We start from the raw sequence: 17,399 nt of genomic DNA, 5'->3' as shown, positions 1-17,399 counted from the left end.
CTAGAATGATGCGGTAAGATTAATACCAAAGCTCCGGGTGGAGGGGAACTGACCGATTTCAAAACCGGCGTTGATGTCTCCATCTCCCAGGGTACCAAATTCGGGGTCAAAGGAAGGCCAGTGGCTGAATACCAGCAGGTCGCGGCCATACAGGCCGATGGTGCCTCTAGTGAAACCGATTTTTTTCAGGAATTGCGGTGTGACTGTGTAATCCAACCGGGCTTCCCGTAGTTTGATAAAGTCAGTGCTGAACAGGTTGGACTCAATATTATCCCGTTTAAAATGTTCGGAATAATAAGTTTGAATGTTAGCCGCCACCACATCATTTTTACGGAAGGTGCCATCTGCATTCCTGATTACGCCATCGCCGATGATACCATTATAGCGGCCGGGTATGGTTTTTTTCAGTTTGCCTTCTTCAGCCAGGACAGAGTGGGTGAGGGAGTAGGCTACCCCGCCGGTTTGCCCGTCGAACAGGAAGCTGAAACGGAATTTTTTATAGGTGAAGGTGTTGGTGATCCCTGCTTTCCAGTCGGGGTTGGTATTACCGAGATAGGAAGCGGTTTCGGACAACAGTGGATAGCCTTGGTCGTTATAGATGATTTGGCCGTCGGGGGAGCGTTGATAGCCCAGACCGTAGATGTCGCCCATTCGTCCGCCGGGGCGGGCTTCAATGGAACCACGGCCGGCAGGGCCGGTAGACATTACATACGTTTCAATACCATCGGGGAGAGAGCTGATGCGGCTACGGTTAGCGGCAAAAGTACCGTTCACGATCCAGGTAATGCCTTTGGGCTTTTTCACCGGCGTAGCGCTGGCTTCTATTTCGATGCCCTTGTTGGCTACCGTACCGGCATTGATGATGGCGCCTTTGAAGCCGGTGGCTTTGTCGAGCGGCGCTTGTATGATCTGGTTATGCGTATTGTTTTGATAGAAGGTGATACCGAAGCCGAGGCGATTGTGGAACATGCTGGCGTCTATTCCTGCTTCCACGCTGATGGTTTTCATCGGCTTCAGGTTGGGATTGGCGATGTATCCAGGGTTGGAAAGACCGCTCTGGAATTGTTCTTTCAGGTAGCCGAAGCGGGTAAAGTAAGGAGTGGTGCCACCACTACCTACACCTGAAACAGACGATCGTACTTTCAGCAGGGAGATGGCTGCCGGCAGTTTAAAGATATCCGACAGGATAGCCGATGTATTAATGGAAGGGTAGAAAAAAGAGGTGTTATCTGTGGAGGTTTCCGACGCGAGGGTGCTGCTCCAGTCGTTACGCGCGGTAATATCCAGGAACAGGTAATTATTGTAGCTGAACTGCGCCAGGCCATAGAAGCTGTTCACCGCATATTGTGAGCTGTATGGCAATGCTACCGGGATATTTTTGCTGTTGGCAAAATTGTATACGCCGGGATACCTGAGTTTGTCGGCCCGTACTTCATCGCGATTGTAGAAGTTACGCATCTGGCTGCCTCCGAGGGAGATGGTGGCATCGAACTTACTGGTAACCGCGTGGTGATAACGCAGGAGGAAGTCATTGTTCAGTTCACGGGAATATATGTTTTGTGTACGGAACATACCATCTGCAAACTTCTGGGTATTTTTCGGACGTTGCTGGGAGCGGCTTTCTGTGCTGTAATCCAGCGAGGTACGTACCATCAGGCTGAGGTCTTTGGTGAAGTTGTAGGTAGCGGATATATTACCAATAACGCCGTTGCGGTTTACTTTATTCAGCATTTCATAAGCCTGCAGGTAAGGGTTGTCGAGCAGACTGCTGAAAGGGCGGTTTTGCGCCATTTGTTCCTGTCCGGGTAGCCAGTATTCCTTGAACCAGTCGAGGTTGGCGTTGGGCACCATACCGCGGATGAAATACATAATCGTCTGGTTATTGTAACCGCTGGAGGGCAGGTTATCACTTTTCTTGTTGGTATAATTTACTTTGGCAGCGATTTGTAGTTTATCCGATACTTTGTGATTGACGGATAATGCCACGGTATTTCTGCCATATCCGGTATTAGGCACGATCCAGTTGTTATTCAGGTTGGTATAGGATAACCGGATGGAGGTGTTGTTATTACCACCCTCCAGTGTTACGCTGTTGGTAAATGTTTTGGCGGTATTAAAGAAGTCTTTACGATTGTTTTTATAAGGCACCCAGGGTGTTCTGACGGTGCCGCCGGTATGGGTAACGGGATCATACTGGTAGTACATTTGTCCGTCGAATTTAGGGCCCCAGGCGGAGCTAGTGCTTCGGGTGCTGGCGCCGTCGGCGGTAGCGCCGTAGGAGTACCAGGTATCCTGTCCGGATGCGCCCTGTCCGTATTCGTATTGATAGTCGGGCCAGCGGTTAATTGTTTCGAAGGTAGCATTGGAGTTAACGGTAACGCCCAGTCCTTTTTTCACTTTACCGGATTTGGTGGTGATGATGATGGCGCCGTTGGCTCCCCTGGCGCCATAGAGGGCGGCAGCGCCGGGGCCTTTCAATACGGATACACTTTCAATATCATCGGGGTTGATATCATTGAGGCTGGTACCAAAATCGGTGGGGGAGTCGCCATCGAGATAGGAGCCGCTGCCATTGCCGGTTTGTTTACCGCTGCTACCATTGATAATAACGCCATCAACTACGATGAGGGCTTCACTGCTGCCGGTGATATTGTTTTCGCCGCGCAGTATAATTTTAGTGGAGCCTGCGGGGCCTCCGTTGGATTTCAGCATATTGAGTCCGGCCACTTTCCCGGTGAGTGCGTTGGTCCAGTTGTTACTCAGTGCGTCGGTAAGCTGTTCATTGCTTACTTTACTGACAGCATATCCCAGGGCTTTTTCATCGCGCTTGATGCCGAGTGCCGTTACCACCACACCTTCCAGTTGGGTGATGTTTTGTTGCATTTTTATTTTGAGATTGGCAGCAGCGCCGGCTACCGGGTAAGTATATGGATCGAGGCCGATGGCACGGAATACCACGTAGCTGCCAACGGGGGCCTGTATATCGAAGATGCCGTTTTCCCCGGTGACGGCGGCTGTTTTACCATCGATAGAGATGCTTACGCCGGGCAAGGCGCCGTCGGCGTCGCTGCCCAGCACTACGCCTTTTACGGGTACTTTTTCTGCGGCGTCGGTGTCTTTGTCTTTAATGTAGATATTGTTGCCCTGCAGTTTTATGTCGAAGCCGGTTTGCGCGGCGATGAGGGCCAGCAGCTTTTCCAGCGGCATTTTTGCTGCCGGCAGTTGTAGTTCATGGCGTGCGCGTACTATTTTATCGTCGTACAGCACCGCTATTTTCTCTTGTTGCTGGAGGGTGGTGATCACCTCCTGGAGGGACATCTTTTTTTTTGTAAACTGGATGACACGGGTAGCCGTTTGCGCCCATACTGACCCCGCCAGTACCAGGCAACACAGCCCGCCAATAATTTTTTTCATGCTACATTATTTATTTGTTGTTCCGGAGAGAATTTGATTGTAAAGAAAGAATAACACTGTCTGCGGTTACGTTGTATTGTACCCCAGCAAGGAAGCTGAGTCCCCCGAGTACAGCTTGAATGCCATTGTCTTCTACGCTACCGGTGAAGGATACCCGTTGTGGTGTACCATGGATAATGACTTTACGGTTATACCATTGTTCCAGTTTTGCGGCAATGCCGGGTAAGTCGTCGTTTTCAAATACCAGTTTATTATCTCTCAGGCCAGTTATCTGGTGGAGGGAGATATGGCTGGTAGTTGTTTTATGCGTAGCCGGGTCGTAACTGATTTTTTGTTCCGGCAGCAGGTTGATGTTGAGCTGATCGGCGGTTACATTGATCTTACCGGTGGCCACGGCAATTTCCTGCGGTGCATTTTCACGTGCGTTGATATGGAAAGAGGTACCTAATACGGTAATGGCTGTATGGGATGTTTTTACCCGGAAGGGTTGGGCTGCGTTGCTGGTAACGTTGAAGAAAGCGGTTCCCTGCAGGGTCACGCACCGTTCGCTGTTGTGGAAGGTGGTGGCATCGTAGGTAATGGAGGAGTTGTATTGCAGCCATACCTCTGTGCTGTCGGGCAAGGTGATACGTTTTTTATCACGGGCGGTGGTGATTAGTTTCACCAGGTGTGGCGTAACGGGGGCCGGGCGGTGTGCCCAGTACCAGCTGGTGGTGCACAGCATGGCTGCTATGGCGGCAGCGGCGCTGTAACGTTTCCACGGAAACATTTTCTTGATGGGCGCTTCCTCTATACTAGCTTGTATTTTAAGCCAGTCGCTGTCGGCACTGTCTTTATCGGCTGCTTTTTCGAGCGATAGTTTACGTTGTGCCAGGGCAGCCAGTATATCCCTGTTCTTTTCCGATTCCTGTAGCCAGGCTACTACCATTTCCCGTTCGGCGGCATCTGATAGTTCATGGATATAACGAAATAAGATATTAGCGTTCAAAGTAAGCCGTTTATTATAGAGGAGGAGGCGCCGATCCCAAATTCCTGTAAATGTGTGTTAAGGAATTGTTAACAAGTGATTTTGCGATACAGCAAAGGATTTGGGCGGATTGCTAGGAAGGGATGAGCAGTAACAGGGAGCCAATCATGAGGCCTATTTCGCAATCCTGTGCAGTGAGCTGCATGGTTTTTATTTCATCCTGTAGTACCCGGATGGCGGTGTTTAGCTGGTACTCTACTTTTTTGGGAGTGACATGCAGGAGGTGGGCAATTTCTTTATTAGTGAGTCCCAGTAGTTTTAGGTCAATGATTTCTTTTTTCACCGGGTCTAGTCGCAGCAGGAGTTGTTGCAGTGCTGCTTTTGATTCTTTATGCACCATATGTGTATCGGGTGTATGATGCGAGATGCCTTCTTCCAGTTGATCATCTGCAATGGTAATGGTGAGGGGGAGTTTATCTTTATGTTTTTTGCAGCGGCGGCGTGCGGCTACCAGCAGGTAGTTTTTGATATTGGTGTTCACGCGGATGTTGGCGCGCTGGCGCCAGAGGTCACAAAACAATTCAGCGGCAATGTCCCGGGCCAGTTCATAATCGCCCGTAAACGCGTAGCAGTACCGGCTTACCAGTACATAATACTCATCATACAAAACTTTAAAAGTCTGCTGATTCCACTCTGCTCCATTTAGTTCTGATACAGGTTGCATATAGGGTGGCGAAATTAAGTAAGGCGATAGTTTAATTACTTCAGCGCTCCCTAATTTAATAAAAAGTTCATACTGTACAGGGGATATTTTGATGGGATTGGGAGGGGGGATGGCCCATATTATTCCTTTCTTTTATCATCCATATGTTTTTCATAGCTTTTGAGATTTACGAGGAAAATGAGGAGTATGATCATGATGATGACGAGCATGATATAGGCAATCATAAAAGGCATATTATAGATGGTGAGCGGCATCAGGTGGGGTTGTTTTTGCGAGGGGCGGGCAAAGGGGGCTTCGTCTTTGGGAGCTTTGCTGGCTTCTTCTTTCACATAGGCGAGTATATCTTTAATGAGGTCATCACTGAGATCGGGATGATCGGGCATGGTTACCTGGTTGTTTTGGTTGTATACGGTTAATGCGTCTTTATCACCGGCTTTGATCATGCTTTGGGAACCCTTTACGAAGCTGAGTATCCATTCCAGGCTGCGCCTGTTTTCTACTCCTGCAAGGGCCGGACCGATCAGCTTTTTATTTACGTTGTGGCAGGAAGCACAGCGGGCCTGGAATAGCTTTTTCCCTGATACGGGGTCGGCTGCCCGGAGGAAGGCCGGTAAAAGCAGGAAAAGGAAGAAGAGAACTTTATTTTTCATGTTGTAATTTTTTGATATCAGACAGGAGCAGGGCGATTGTGCTGGCCGAAGTACCGGGATAATATCCCCTGATGCGTTGCTGTTGATCCAGTAATACGATGTTATCGCTATGAATGAAATCATCTTTTCCTCCGTCGCCATCTGTGGCGGTGAGGTATAGTCCTTTACGGGCAAAATAGTAGAGGCTCTTTTTGTTGCCGGTGAGCAATTTCCAGGTTTGAGGCGGAATGTGCCACCTCGTGCCATAGCGTTGTAATGTGGCCGGGGTATCCCGGTCGGGGTCTACGGTGAGCGACAGGATACGCAGGCTGCTGTCTGCCGCGGCTAAACGTTGCAGTTGATGCATCATTTTAGGACATACTACCGGGCAGGACGTGAAGAAGAAATTGGCCACGCAGATACGGTTTTGCAACCAGTCGTTTGTAACGACTTGCTGGTCCTGATCCATAAAGGAGAAAGGCGGCAGGTATACCGCTTCTTTTTGGGTGGCAGCCAATTGCTGGTTGCGGCCATAGAGCGGGAGTGTCCCAAATTTATTTTCGGTCCAGTGCACAATGCTCCAGGCCAGTAGTGGTAGCCCGATCAATGCTATCAGTGCTGCTTTCCAGGAGTGGAGTATATGGAATCTGTGCATGTTCATTTTTTCTTGACAATAGGTGTAGGATCGGAGGGAAGGTAGGGCGGCGCCTTTCTGCCCGTGTTGTTCAACGCATCTGAGATGGCCGGTATATAGGTTATCAGTATAATGAGTGCCATCAGTGCCAGCCAGGGGCGGAAGGTATCGAACAGGGGGATTCTTTTTTCCGGGTGAAGGCTTTCGCTTACCGGGAAATCGATGGTAGGGGCGAAGGACGGTTTCCGGAAAAAAGTACCGAAGAAGACGACGAAGTAGAGGAAGCCGGCAATGAACATGATGCCGCCGCCTGCGAGTCCCAGCATACTGGAAATCACCCAGTAGGAGTGAAACTGTTCACTGGCAGGGTTGAGGTAAGTGAGGCCCATATTGGTTCTCCTGGGTTCGCCCATTAGCCCTCCCCACATCAGGCCGGTAGAGAAAATAAGTACCCCCACCGTCCACAGGTAGGGGATAATAGTATTGATAACTGGCAGGAATATTTTTTTGCCGGTAAGCTGGGAGACGAGAAAAATCGACATGCCTAATATGGCGAGAAACACCGGGCCGGCCACGGTGAGATGAAAATGCCCGGGTATAAAAGCGGTGTTATGCACTACATTGTTTAGTGAATAAGATGCATTTACCAGGCCGGTTAGTCCACCGAAAATAAAAAGGATGAGCCCATTGATCAGGTAGCCGAACAGGTACACATCTTGCCGGAAGAAGGGAAGTTTCCATATCCATTTGTACAGGCCTGTGCCCCCACGCTGGCGGGCTGCATGTTCCAGCGATGCGGCAATGGTGAAAGCGGTAATAAAGCTGGGAATGGCTACGCCGAAAGTGAGTACTGATTGGGTGAGTTTAATACCCCTGCCAATTGAAGGATCGCCGAACTGGTGATGTACACCGATGGGGATGGAGAGGATGAGGAAGAGGAAGAAGGCGATGCGCCCGGCGGTGCCGGAGTAGAGTTTGCCTCCGGCTAGTTTGGGTAGCAAGGTGTAAAACATGATATAAGAAGGTAGCAACCAGAAATATACCAGGGCGTGTCCAAAGAACCAGAATAGGGTACGTGCCAGTACTACGTTTACACTGGTGGTCCAGCCCAGGCTCCAGGGCACCAGCAATACCAGTACTTCATAGGCAACCGCCAGGGTGCAAACAAACCAGATCGTGAAATTGACCAGCGTTCCGATGACAGCGAGCGGAGTATTGCTGTCGCGGTTTTCTTTCTTCCATTGTACATAGATGATGGCCCAATCCCAATAAGCTACCCAGGAGCCAACAATCAGCATAGCAGTGCCTATATAGAAGGCGGGATGTGCTTTCAGTGGCGGATAGAAAGTATAGAGTACGGAGGCTTTGCCCGATAGCATTGCTACCGCCGCCATCAAGGTGCCTGTTACCATGAGCACGAGCGACAACATCGTTGCTTTGGGGTTAGGTTCCCGTTTGAGGTAGAAGGCGATGGTGGCATGACCGAAGGCTACCGCGAAGAAGGTAGTGAGAACAATGGCATTGATCACGCCGTGAAGGGTTAATCCCTGGTAATAGTCCAGTTTGGCTACCGACGCCTGGTGTATCACGCCGGCGCGGTAAATCACCTGCATGAGGCCATGGTAAATACCAATTGTGAGTAACAGTACCGGTACAAATAATTCGACCAGTATAACGTTCTTGAGGAACCTGCTGACATTCATCGTGATTATTTTTTGGGAAAATTGACTATGATTTCGGCTTGCATATTCTGGTGTCCGGTGCCACAAAACTCATGGCATACTACTTTGTAAACGCCTGGCTGGTCGAACCGGATGGTCGTTTTGGCAACACCGCCGGGAACCCCCATCAGGTTTACATTTTTATTATAGATATTAAAGCCGTGTACCACATCGAGGGAAGTGACAAACAGGTCTACTTCGCTACCCACGGGGATATAGGCGATAGCAGGTTCGAAGTTCCACATCCTGGCCACATAAAAGATCTGGTAGGTGGATTTATCGACCTGGTTTACCCGGGCGGTTTCGTACGATTTGTCATAGGGCAGGCATTCCGTCACATCCGCCTTCCTGGCGCCCATAGCATACAGGAGGGAAAAGATGAACAGGCCTGACAGGCAGAATGCCGTGATAATAACGTTTCTCTCAAATTTATCGATCATAACAACGACGATTTAGATCCTGGAAAGCATGAGAAAATAGATACCAAACCAAATCACTAACCCAATAGCTACCAGTAATACAAAGAATGCGATAGCGCCTCTGGGAACAAATTTTTCAGGGTGGTTAGGGTCCTGCATAAGGGAATGTTTTGTGTTCATTTCTAATACAAATAATTGCAGTAAAGTGTTTATCTCCTGGTAAAAAAAGTTGGGACAACCCTGGCTGGCGGCCCGTATTTAGCCGTGTAGCCAGTTTCTTCATCCAGATAGCTGTCTTGAACAGGCGATATCGGCAGATGGGATGCCACGTCATTTTTGACGTAAGTCAATTTATTAACCCAGGTGCATCAAAAATGAGGTGCGCCGGAATAGCTTTGCAGGTATAACAAATCAATTTTATTCACATGCTGTTATTCAATATTATACTGATCATCCACGTGAGTGCTTTCCTGCTGTACTTATGCCGCTTGGCGCTTTTATTTCCCATAAAACAGCCGGCCAAAGATAAGTGGGGACTTCCCCTGGGCATCCTGGTCCTGTGCACCGGGATTGCCCTGGTAGCCCTGAAATATCCCGTAATCAACTATTACAAGATCGTGCCTAAGCTGAGTTTATTTTTACTGGTGGGAGTGATCAATGGTATCTATGATAAACGGCCGTTGTCGAGATGGGCTTACTACCTGCTGCTGGGAGCAACAGTGTTGGCAGCGTTGATCGCGGTGGTGAAGGTGTAGGTGTAGGAGGAACGCTGAAACTAACTATCATCGCAATATTAACTACCCTTCTACACGTGGGCTATGGCAACGCGAATACAAAGGCATGCCTATATCAGTTCGATACTTTGGCAGGCATGAACGTTTTTACTCAGGTAGATCACATGCCGGAATACCCGGGAGGGCAGGTAGCGTTAGCCAAGTTCCTTGTCAAAAATTTCAGATATCCTGAGCAAGAGCTGTCGCAATTCACCTTTTTCTGCCGTTTTGTAATTGATACAACTGGCAAAGTAATAGCTGTAGGAATCTTGAATAAGTCGCCGGCTGACTATTCGCCAGCGGAACGAGTATTGGTAAAAGCCGTGAATAAGATGCCTAGATGGAAGCCCGGCTCCTGTGCGGGAAGAATTGTGCCTGTATTGTTTGTGTTGCCTTTGCGGCTGTAATATATGAGGAGTTGTTTTTTGAATCAAAAGTAAAAAGCCGCCAGGCCACGTTTCCCCAGTATGAATTTTTACTCGCTGCAAAAATAGCGCAGTGGCAAAATTTAGTTTTGCATCACAAAGAAATGCCAACATTATCCAATAAAAGGTAATCGGGAAATTATACTATGTCCAGCAAGATTCCTTCTGCATTGAAATTATCATGTCGGAAGTGAGGCTATTTGCCGTTAAGGAAACCAGGTCATGAGAATGCCGTTTATGTAATTGAAAACCGAAAATGCGATCATAATAATGATGTCACGCGATATGTGTATTATTCTCCTCTCTTCATCCAGCTGATGTTAAAACGAACATGCTATTGACAAAAGACAATGCAATGAAAAAGAAACAAGTACTGCTGGAGCTGATTATCATGGGATTGGTATTCCTGTTCGTATACACTCCCGCCAGTAAGCTGATGAAATTTCATGAGTATGTGTTAACGATGAAAGCCCAACCTTTTGCTCCCTGGTTTAGCACCTTTCTTATTTATGCGGTGCCGGCGACAGAAATACTGGCAGTAATGCTGCTGGTGATACCATTCACCAGAAAGATAGGGCTATATGTATCCCTGATGTTGATGACGTTATTCACGGGATATATTGGGTTAGTACAGTTCAACTACTATGGTAAGATCCCTTGTACTTGTGGAGGCTTCATTTCTTCATTAACCTGGAATCAGCATTTGGTACTTAATATAGCTATAATGCTCCTGATTGGGCTGGCGTTTTGGTTGATGAGAGAAACAGCAGAGGACAGGACAAACGAAAGGAACATATTGATATGACCATCCTGATAACATCGAGCATAAAATCTAACATATTACTTGTAAGTAAGGTCCAATCACTATCGTTAATCATTAAAAGTTTCCAAACATGAAAATCGTAAAATTTGCCCTGGCTGCTACAGCCGTTTTCGTTGGCCTGGCTACTGCCTATGCCGCCAATCACCGTATCGACTACACCTATGTTAATTTACTCAACAATGGTACCTATACCAAATTAACGACTACCTATGATGCAGCTAATTGCGCCAGTTCATCTACGAGGATTTGTGCCTATAGTTCTCCGGTAGATTTCGGAGCAGGCGTAACGCCAACGGCTACACAAATCTTAGCCGCCGGCGGTTCGGTAAAAACGAATGTTAATAAGATTTATTTGCCCTGATAGCGGGCTGGGTATAGAGGTTACCGAAAGGTAACCTCTATACTATCGTTGCAGGCTGTCGGTAGTACCAATAGCATGGGCAATAATGGATCTTAGCTTATCAGCAGCGTTGGAGCCATTGTTTGTCGGTATGGGCGGATCGCCATCAACTATGTTCCCGTCTTTGCCAATGATGATAAGCTTCGGATATCCTGTTATGCCATAATATTTTATGATGGCATGCTCCATTCCTTCCCCGTTGGTGTATAGATTCACGCCTCCTTTATGCGTATAAATGCCAGACGCTACTGACTCAAGGAAGAGCGCTTTAGATGAATCGATCGTGATAGATACAAAAGCCACATTGGGATGGTTCCTGAACTCCTGGTAAACGGGTTCAATTGCCCTGACAAGGAACGCACATCCGGTACACCCGTTAAAATAGAAATCAAGTATAACTACCTTCCCTTTAAAGTCATCGAGGGATACCCATTGATCATGTTCGTCCGGTAGTTTGAATGGGTAGGCTTTTTTCCCCCGTCCCAATGCATTGCGTTTATTTACAAGCAGACTTCTGCTAGGAGGATCTGTAATGATGGGCAGATCTTTTTCCAGGACATCCAGTAAATTTATCTTTCCAAAAAAGTTAGTAGAAAATATTAATGTGGTTAGCAGCCTGTCCCGCGTTACGTTGGAATAGTAATGCATAAAGCTGGAATGTAATTCGTTAAATCCATAATCGCTATTGGGGTCGTTATTGAAATAACGGGATTCTGCACGGCATCTTTCCTTCAGATACAGGTAGTATAGGTAGGGAGATGAATTGAGTGCTGTTAAGGGGTTCACCGCTGCAGAATCGATACTCAGTATCAATTTTTCAATAACTGCAGCCATTTTGCTTCGCATAATTGAATCCCTCGATTGCCGGAAGTAAAATATGAAATAGGTGAGCTTATCTGAGTTACTTTTGTATACAGCATTCATTTCGAGCACATCCCACGAACGGGGATCGATCTTCGTCTTGTACCCCGTAAGTATTGCCAGCTGCTTGGCCATTACGCCGTCCAGTTCTTTGAATCTTCTTTCTAATGTGCTGGCGTCGTCTGGTGTTATCTCGGAGGTGGTTTCGGGAGGCACCGATGCCAATTCCCATTGACATCGGTATTGGGGGGCGTCCATAAAAGTAACCTTCCCTCCGTCCAGTTTTATGGCAATATCATCTCCAGACGTGGTCAGCAATAACTTATCGGTGATCTCCAGGTAAGGGGGCGGCGGCACAATCCTGATATATGCAAAGGGCTGATCCTGTTTAATAGAAAAGGAAAGCGTTTTACCGGTTATTTTTTTTGTGAAGGTGCTACAAAATGTTCCAACAATAGCTGGCGTGTAATAGATATATTGCTCCACCTGGAGATCTTTCCCAATAAGTGAAGCATCAGAAATTAATACTTTGAGGTTGATAGCCCCATTTCCCGGGGTGTTTGAAAAGGCGTTATGTAATAAGGCAGTTATCAGAAAAATTGATAGTATGCAATTTTTCATAACTATCTTATATTTTGTTGGATATGGCTGATCGCTATTTCGTCTATGGGAATGGGCATCACATATTTAGGGTCATTTGGGGAAAGTGTGAATGTTTTACCATCCAGCTCCCTTTTTAAAGTAATATTTGCACCTTCCTTGTTTAAGCGTTTCAAGTCTGTCCACCTGGTACCTCTCCATACCAATTCTTTTCTTCTTTCCAACAGGATGGAGCGTAATAGCTGATCGGGCGGTTGCTGCGTAATGGGCGTAAATGTGCCCGCCTTGTATCTTTTTGCTAATAATGTGTTCATGGCGGCAATGGCATCGTTTAACCTGCCGGTCCTGGCATCGCTTTCGGCTTTTACCAGGTAAACTTCATCCACGGCCAGCCCCGTGAAGGGATATGAGCCGCTTCCTGCATACACTGTTTTGGGTATGAATGTACCTGTTTCATTCCTGAAGAAAACAGGTTTTCTTAAATCGTCGTCATCAAACAAGTTAATTAGGTTGCTGTCGATGCTCACCAGGGAGGCAGATCCTGTTAAAACAGCCCCATAGTAAACGGCAGTAGCATTTAATAATAGGAGTTCATCGTTGTAAATGGTGAGAGGATACCTGGCAGTAGTATCCAGTGTATTGTAGTCAATTAACTTGTTATAACAGGATAAACTGCTATCAGCATATTTTGCAGCGCCGGCGTAATTTCGCATACTCAAACATACCCTGGCCAGGAGGGCGTAAGCCGCCGCTTTGGAAGGCCTGTTGCGGTGCTGTACGGGAAAGGTACCGGAGAAGTATCCTATGGAGGATGTCAGGTCTGAAATTACCTGGTTATATGTATCTCCTAACGTTGCACGCTGTTTAACTTCATTGATATTAGCCGATTCTTTTAAGGGAACGCCCAGGTCCGTTGTTTTTTTGCTTTCATCATAGGCTGATGAGAAAACAGAAACAAGATTATAATAAGAGAAGCCTCTGAAAAAAAGTGCAGCGCCCCTGACAAACTGCCCGGGCACACTGTTTTTCTCCTCCGTTGCCAGGTGATCCCACTGCTCCAGTACTGCATTGCAATAGTAAATCGATTGATAGGGTAGGTTCCAGTCAGGAATGGCAATTTCGCCATTATAAATATCCTGGTTCCATATATAGCAGTTTTTTTCTGTTTTTGTTGCCAGCGTATTGTATACATCAGCGGAGGCATAGTAATATTCATCTCCTGACATAATCCCCAGGGAAGCGCTATTTGACCTGAAGATATTCTGGTTGTCTAATAGCTGGATCATATCAGCTACAGTACCAGGAATCACAATATTGGTATTGGGCTTTTTGTCGAGGAAGTCGCTTTTCGAACAAGCAACGAAAAGCAGGCAGCTCAACAATACCAGGTTTTTTTTATAGTTAGCCATAGAGAGAATTAAAGTATCAGAAATTGACGGTTGCTCCAAAAGAATAGCTTGTGGGAGTAGGCATGACATATCCTCCATTTCCCACGAAATCCGGATCAAGCTTCAGTTTATTGGCACGCCATAGGATTCCCGGGTTATTAACATATCCATATATTTTTATACTGCTAAACAGATACCTGTTGTTTTTTCGTAGTAACGTATAAGCTACCTGAATATCCTGCAGGCGGATTTGATCCCCTTTTTCTACCAGTATTTCAGCGCCATTATAAAAGGCATCCCGTTGATCATCGGCCGGGTATATCAGAGAGGGCACGTTAGTCATTTTCTCATCTCCGGGATGTTGCCAACGCTTGTCGTAGTCGGCCTGCTGATAGCTGTCGTTAGTGGCATTGAACGATCCTCTTCTAAAATAGTAACCCATTTTATATGTAATGTTAAACGACAGCTCGGCGCCCTTATAAGAAAAGTTGTTACGAATACCTCCAAAAAAAGAAGGACTTGCCGGACCTTTATACATCAAGCCCTCCCGGTTGGTGGAGTTTAAGATGGCGCCATAATCTTCACTGATCTTTCCATCGATGATCCCCTGTGGATTCCCGTTGTTGTCGAGACCTGCCCATGCGTAGGCAAATATGGCCGAATACGGGCGCCCTACTATTGGGTTAATGTAGTTTGATTGGATATAGCTGTTATTTACGCCTGTCTGAAGTTTATAATTCGTGATTTTATCCCTGGCATAGCTAAACAGGAAGTTGGTGGTCCAGGTAAATACGCCTTTTACGTTAATACTATTGAGCGTCAGATCAATGCCTTTGGTGAGCATATCGGCCGTATTACCGGTGAATTGCGTATTACCTGTTTGAGGAGCTACCGGACTATTGCCGATGAGGTTCTCCCCTTTTTTGGAATAAAAGTCGATACTTCCATTTAACCTGTTACCCTTACTACCAAAATCGAGTCCTGCATTGAGAATATTTACTTTTTCCCAACTCAGGTCGGGATTAGGTGGATTGATAATTACCTGTTGAGGGGCGCCATAATTGTTGAGGCCATCCGCTTTGGCTGTGGTATATGCAGAAAGGTTTTTACTCAGGTTACCATTGTACCCATGTGTCACCCGGATTTTCAGGTAGGGGATGGCTTCCAGGTGATAGAATTTCTCCTTGCTTATCAACCAACTGACGCCGGACGAATAAAGCGGTACTCCCTTCTGGTTGGCATTTACGCCGAAAAGATTTGATTCATCCCTCCTGAGACTGAAGGAAAATGAGTATTTGTAATCATAAGTGTAGGCAGTATTAATATAGTACGACAGGAAACGATCTGAAATACCACCCTGCCCATCCATATTGGGAATCCTGTCCGGGTTGCCATCAAATTGCCTGGTAAAGTAAGTAAAATAGTCAACAGGAATGTTAGTCGCGTTATCCGGATTGTATCCATACAGCGTAGTCCGGCGATTGAAACTGTTATAATCCTTTATTTCAAACCCCCCTATGGCGGTTACCTGGTGTTTGGCTGAAAATGTTTGATTGTAATTAAGCTGTACCCTTCCTGTATTACTTTTATAGCTGACAGTGTTATTGGTAAAAATAGCCCCTAGCGGCACAGGGTAAGTAATATTACCAGCGGGATCAATCTGCGTAAACTCATTGATGAGCAGACGTGTTGCATAGCTCGACTGATCCATGAGGATATTTTGATCGGTATTACCTTGTTGATATTGGTAGTTGATATGCAGGCTCAGTAATGTAGGAATAATTTTATACTGTACCCCAATATTTATTCTGTAGTCAGAAAGATCGGTTTTGTTATTATCGTTCAACCGTTCATTAAACGGGTAGTAATTCCAATCAAGATAATCTGCGTTGGACAGTTCGTCTTTGCTGGCCTGGCGAAAGTCCCGTATAACTGGTAACGCATTTCCTTTACTGTCAACAACTTTTTCATAGGGATACGAAGGGCTGTAACGTGCAGGGTGGGAGCGTGTCAGGCTTTTAGTAAAAAATAAGTCGCTGGTTAATTCCAGGCGTTCCTGTAATAGTTTATAGGTATTTTTAGCATTTAAGGTAAACCTATTATAATTGTCGGGCACAGCGCTGTTCAGGTTCCTGTCAAAACCACCAGATAGATAGTATTGGTCATTTTGACTGCCACCAGACATATTCAGGGCATATTGCTGATAGATGGCTTTTCTGAGAAAATATTTTGAATAGTCACTCCGGCTATCTATGGAAGAAAGCGCGTTGAGCTGCTGCTCCGCATCGGCATGGCTAATGCGTCCTTTTTTTTCATTGTCCAGGATATCAATAACAGGGGATTGCTGCATATAGGGTATATACGAAAGAGGGATATCGTATTTCCCATGGTCAAACCAAAATTTTTCCAGGTCCACATATGCTTTGGTAGTTAGCTGTGGTATCGCATACACATCAGGTTTACAGGCCACGGTGACATTGGTGTTGAAGGAGATAACCGGCTTTTGATTGCGTTGTCCCATCTTTGAAGTAAGTACTATCACGCCGTTTCCGGCGCGAACGCCCCAGATTGAGGCGGCTGCTGCATCCTTTAATATGGTGATGGATGCTATATCATTCGGATTGATGTTGGAAAGATCTCCATCGTATGGAAAGTTATCCAGGACAACAAGTGGGGCCGTATTAGCAAAAAGGGTGCTTCTGCCCCGAATACTGATGGCGGGATCACCTCCATTTCCCGGGAAGCCCACCCGGTTGGCCGCTTTGTTAAAGAGCACGCCGCCCGATATGCCTTCCAAACGGCTTAAGATGTCTGTACTCACACTCCTGTTAAGCAATTGGTGGTCCAGGTACTCAAACGATCCTGTTGCCGGCTCTTTGGGTAATTGCTGATACCCGGTAGACAACACTTCTACCTGTCCTAAGTCGCTGGGACTGGGCGTCAAATCTATTTGCAGGTCCTGTTGACTGCCTGTAATAAGGAGCTCCCGCTGCTCAAACCCGGTAAAGGTAACCTGCAGCCACGAATTTGGAGGTATTTGCTGGAGCGCGAATTTTCCATCAGCATCGGACAGGGTGCCGATACCGGAACCGGCTATACGTAAGGTGGCGCCGATCAGGGGAGCACCGGTTTTATCTGTTACCTGACCGGTGATAGTACTGGTAGCACTGGAGTCGGAGGCTGCAATAGTGGGTGAGGGGCGTTGGACATCACGGCTCACAATACGAACGGACTTATGTTTCCGGTCGATGACCCAGCTGAATTTTTTTATGTCAAGGATGAGTGTCAGGGCCTGTTCCAAGGGAACCTTGCTCACTTTAATCGTGCGGCGCTCTTTGTTGTTGAGCAGGTTGTTACTATAGAAAAAGATGAATCCTGTTTGCTGTTGGATGCTGTTCAGAATTTCCGCAATTTCAACGTTGGTAAAACGGAGGGTGACAGGTATATCGTCCGGTAACCTGCTTCCTGGTTGCTGGACGGCCACCATTGTATGAAAAGTAAATAAAAAAAGTATCCCTATAATAAATGCTCTATAGGTAAAAATGATCATAAATGAAACATTAAGTGGTGGAAACACCGTTGAATCTCAAAACCCTACCAGCGTAACAATGTTAGTTTAGT

At 46.6% G+C, this 17,399-nt stretch carries 15 protein-coding genes; 4 read left to right on the top strand and 11 right to left on the bottom strand.

The window, feature by feature from the left end:
• The 8 genes from HGH90_RS02840 to HGH90_RS02805 form a co-directional block, all read right to left on the bottom strand.
• The gene (locus tag HGH90_RS02840) at positions 1 to 3,414 is read right to left on the bottom strand and encodes a SusC/RagA family TonB-linked outer membrane protein (RefSeq protein WP_169190345.1); all 3,414 of its coding nucleotides are present in this window, start codon (positions 3,412 to 3,414) and stop codon (positions 1 to 3) included.
• 10 nt (positions 3,415 to 3,424) lie between these two features.
• Positions 3,425 to 4,402 carry a FecR family protein gene (locus HGH90_RS02835; RefSeq protein WP_169190344.1) on the bottom strand — a complete coding sequence of 326 codons (978 nt, stop codon included), beginning with the start codon at positions 4,400 to 4,402 and terminating at the stop codon, positions 3,425 to 3,427.
• Between the two features lie 112 nt (positions 4,403 to 4,514).
• Positions 4,515 to 5,105 carry an RNA polymerase sigma factor gene (locus tag HGH90_RS02830; protein ID WP_169190343.1) on the bottom strand — a complete coding sequence of 197 codons (591 nt, stop codon included), beginning with the start codon at positions 5,103 to 5,105 and terminating at the stop codon, positions 4,515 to 4,517.
• A 119-nt stretch (positions 5,106 to 5,224) separates the two neighbouring features.
• Complete coding sequence (locus HGH90_RS02825; protein WP_168763490.1) at positions 5,225 to 5,755, bottom strand: c-type cytochrome; 531 nt, start codon at positions 5,753 to 5,755, stop codon at positions 5,225 to 5,227.
• A complete protein-coding gene (locus HGH90_RS02820) occupies positions 5,745 to 6,389 on the bottom strand; it encodes an SCO family protein (RefSeq protein WP_168763489.1) in 645 nt (214 codons plus the stop codon). Before HGH90_RS02820 ends, HGH90_RS02825 begins: the two co-directional genes overlap by 11 nt.
• 2 nt (positions 6,390 to 6,391) lie before the next feature.
• Complete coding sequence (locus HGH90_RS02815) at positions 6,392 to 8,071, bottom strand: cbb3-type cytochrome c oxidase subunit I (protein ID WP_169190342.1); 1,680 nt, start codon at positions 8,069 to 8,071, stop codon at positions 6,392 to 6,394.
• Positions 8,072 to 8,076: 5 nt separating this feature from the next.
• Entirely contained in the window at positions 8,077 to 8,529 is a 453-nt protein-coding gene (locus HGH90_RS02810; protein WP_168763487.1) for a cytochrome C oxidase subunit II, read from the bottom strand.
• A 12-nt stretch (positions 8,530 to 8,541) separates the two neighbouring features.
• Positions 8,542 to 8,667 (bottom strand): cytochrome c oxidase subunit 2A, encoded by a 126-nt coding sequence (locus tag HGH90_RS02805; protein ID WP_168763486.1) that lies wholly within the window; start codon positions 8,665 to 8,667, stop codon positions 8,542 to 8,544.
• A 266-nt stretch (positions 8,668 to 8,933) separates the two neighbouring features.
• Here HGH90_RS02805 and HGH90_RS02800 point away from each other — a divergent pair, with 266 nt between their 5' ends.
• The 4 genes from HGH90_RS02800 (at position 8,934) to HGH90_RS02785 (ending at position 10,890) form a co-directional block, all read left to right on the top strand.
• Positions 8,934 to 9,263, top strand: a complete 330-nt coding sequence (locus tag HGH90_RS02800; protein WP_168763485.1) for a hypothetical protein — start codon at positions 8,934 to 8,936, stop codon at positions 9,261 to 9,263.
• Positions 9,197 to 9,688, top strand: coding sequence for an energy transducer TonB (locus tag HGH90_RS02795; protein ID WP_169190341.1), 492 nt, complete (start codon positions 9,197 to 9,199; stop codon positions 9,686 to 9,688). The genes HGH90_RS02800 and HGH90_RS02795 overlap by 67 nt, the downstream gene beginning before the upstream one ends.
• Positions 9,689 to 10,061: 373 nt before the next feature.
• Complete coding sequence (locus HGH90_RS02790) at positions 10,062 to 10,511, top strand: MauE/DoxX family redox-associated membrane protein (protein ID WP_168763483.1); 450 nt, start codon at positions 10,062 to 10,064, stop codon at positions 10,509 to 10,511.
• 88 nt (positions 10,512 to 10,599) lie between these two features.
• The gene (locus HGH90_RS02785; protein WP_168763482.1) at positions 10,600 to 10,890 is read left to right on the top strand and encodes a hypothetical protein; all 291 of its coding nucleotides are present in this window, start codon (positions 10,600 to 10,602) and stop codon (positions 10,888 to 10,890) included.
• A 42-nt stretch (positions 10,891 to 10,932) separates the two neighbouring features.
• Here the strand turns inward: HGH90_RS02785 and HGH90_RS02780 are convergent, their stop codons facing one another.
• From HGH90_RS02780 to HGH90_RS02770, 3 genes are read right to left on the bottom strand one after another with little or no spacing between them, the layout of a single operon-like run.
• A complete protein-coding gene (locus HGH90_RS02780) occupies positions 10,933 to 12,411 on the bottom strand; it encodes a peroxiredoxin family protein (protein WP_169190340.1) in 1,479 nt (492 codons plus the stop codon).
• A 2-nt stretch (positions 12,412 to 12,413) separates the two neighbouring features.
• The gene (locus tag HGH90_RS02775; RefSeq protein ID WP_169190339.1) at positions 12,414 to 13,799 is read right to left on the bottom strand and encodes a RagB/SusD family nutrient uptake outer membrane protein; all 1,386 of its coding nucleotides are present in this window, start codon (positions 13,797 to 13,799) and stop codon (positions 12,414 to 12,416) included.
• Between the two features lie 16 nt (positions 13,800 to 13,815).
• The gene (locus tag HGH90_RS02770) at positions 13,816 to 17,328 is read right to left on the bottom strand and encodes a SusC/RagA family TonB-linked outer membrane protein (protein ID WP_169190338.1); all 3,513 of its coding nucleotides are present in this window, start codon (positions 17,326 to 17,328) and stop codon (positions 13,816 to 13,818) included.
• Positions 17,329 to 17,399: the final 71 nt, after the last annotated feature.

The organism is Chitinophaga sp. Ak27, from assembly GCF_012726295.1.
Lineage (GTDB): Bacteria > Bacteroidota > Bacteroidia > Chitinophagales > Chitinophagaceae > Chitinophaga.
The sequence above is the reverse complement of the archived record's forward strand: the minus strand, read 5'-3'. Positions and strand labels throughout refer to the sequence as shown.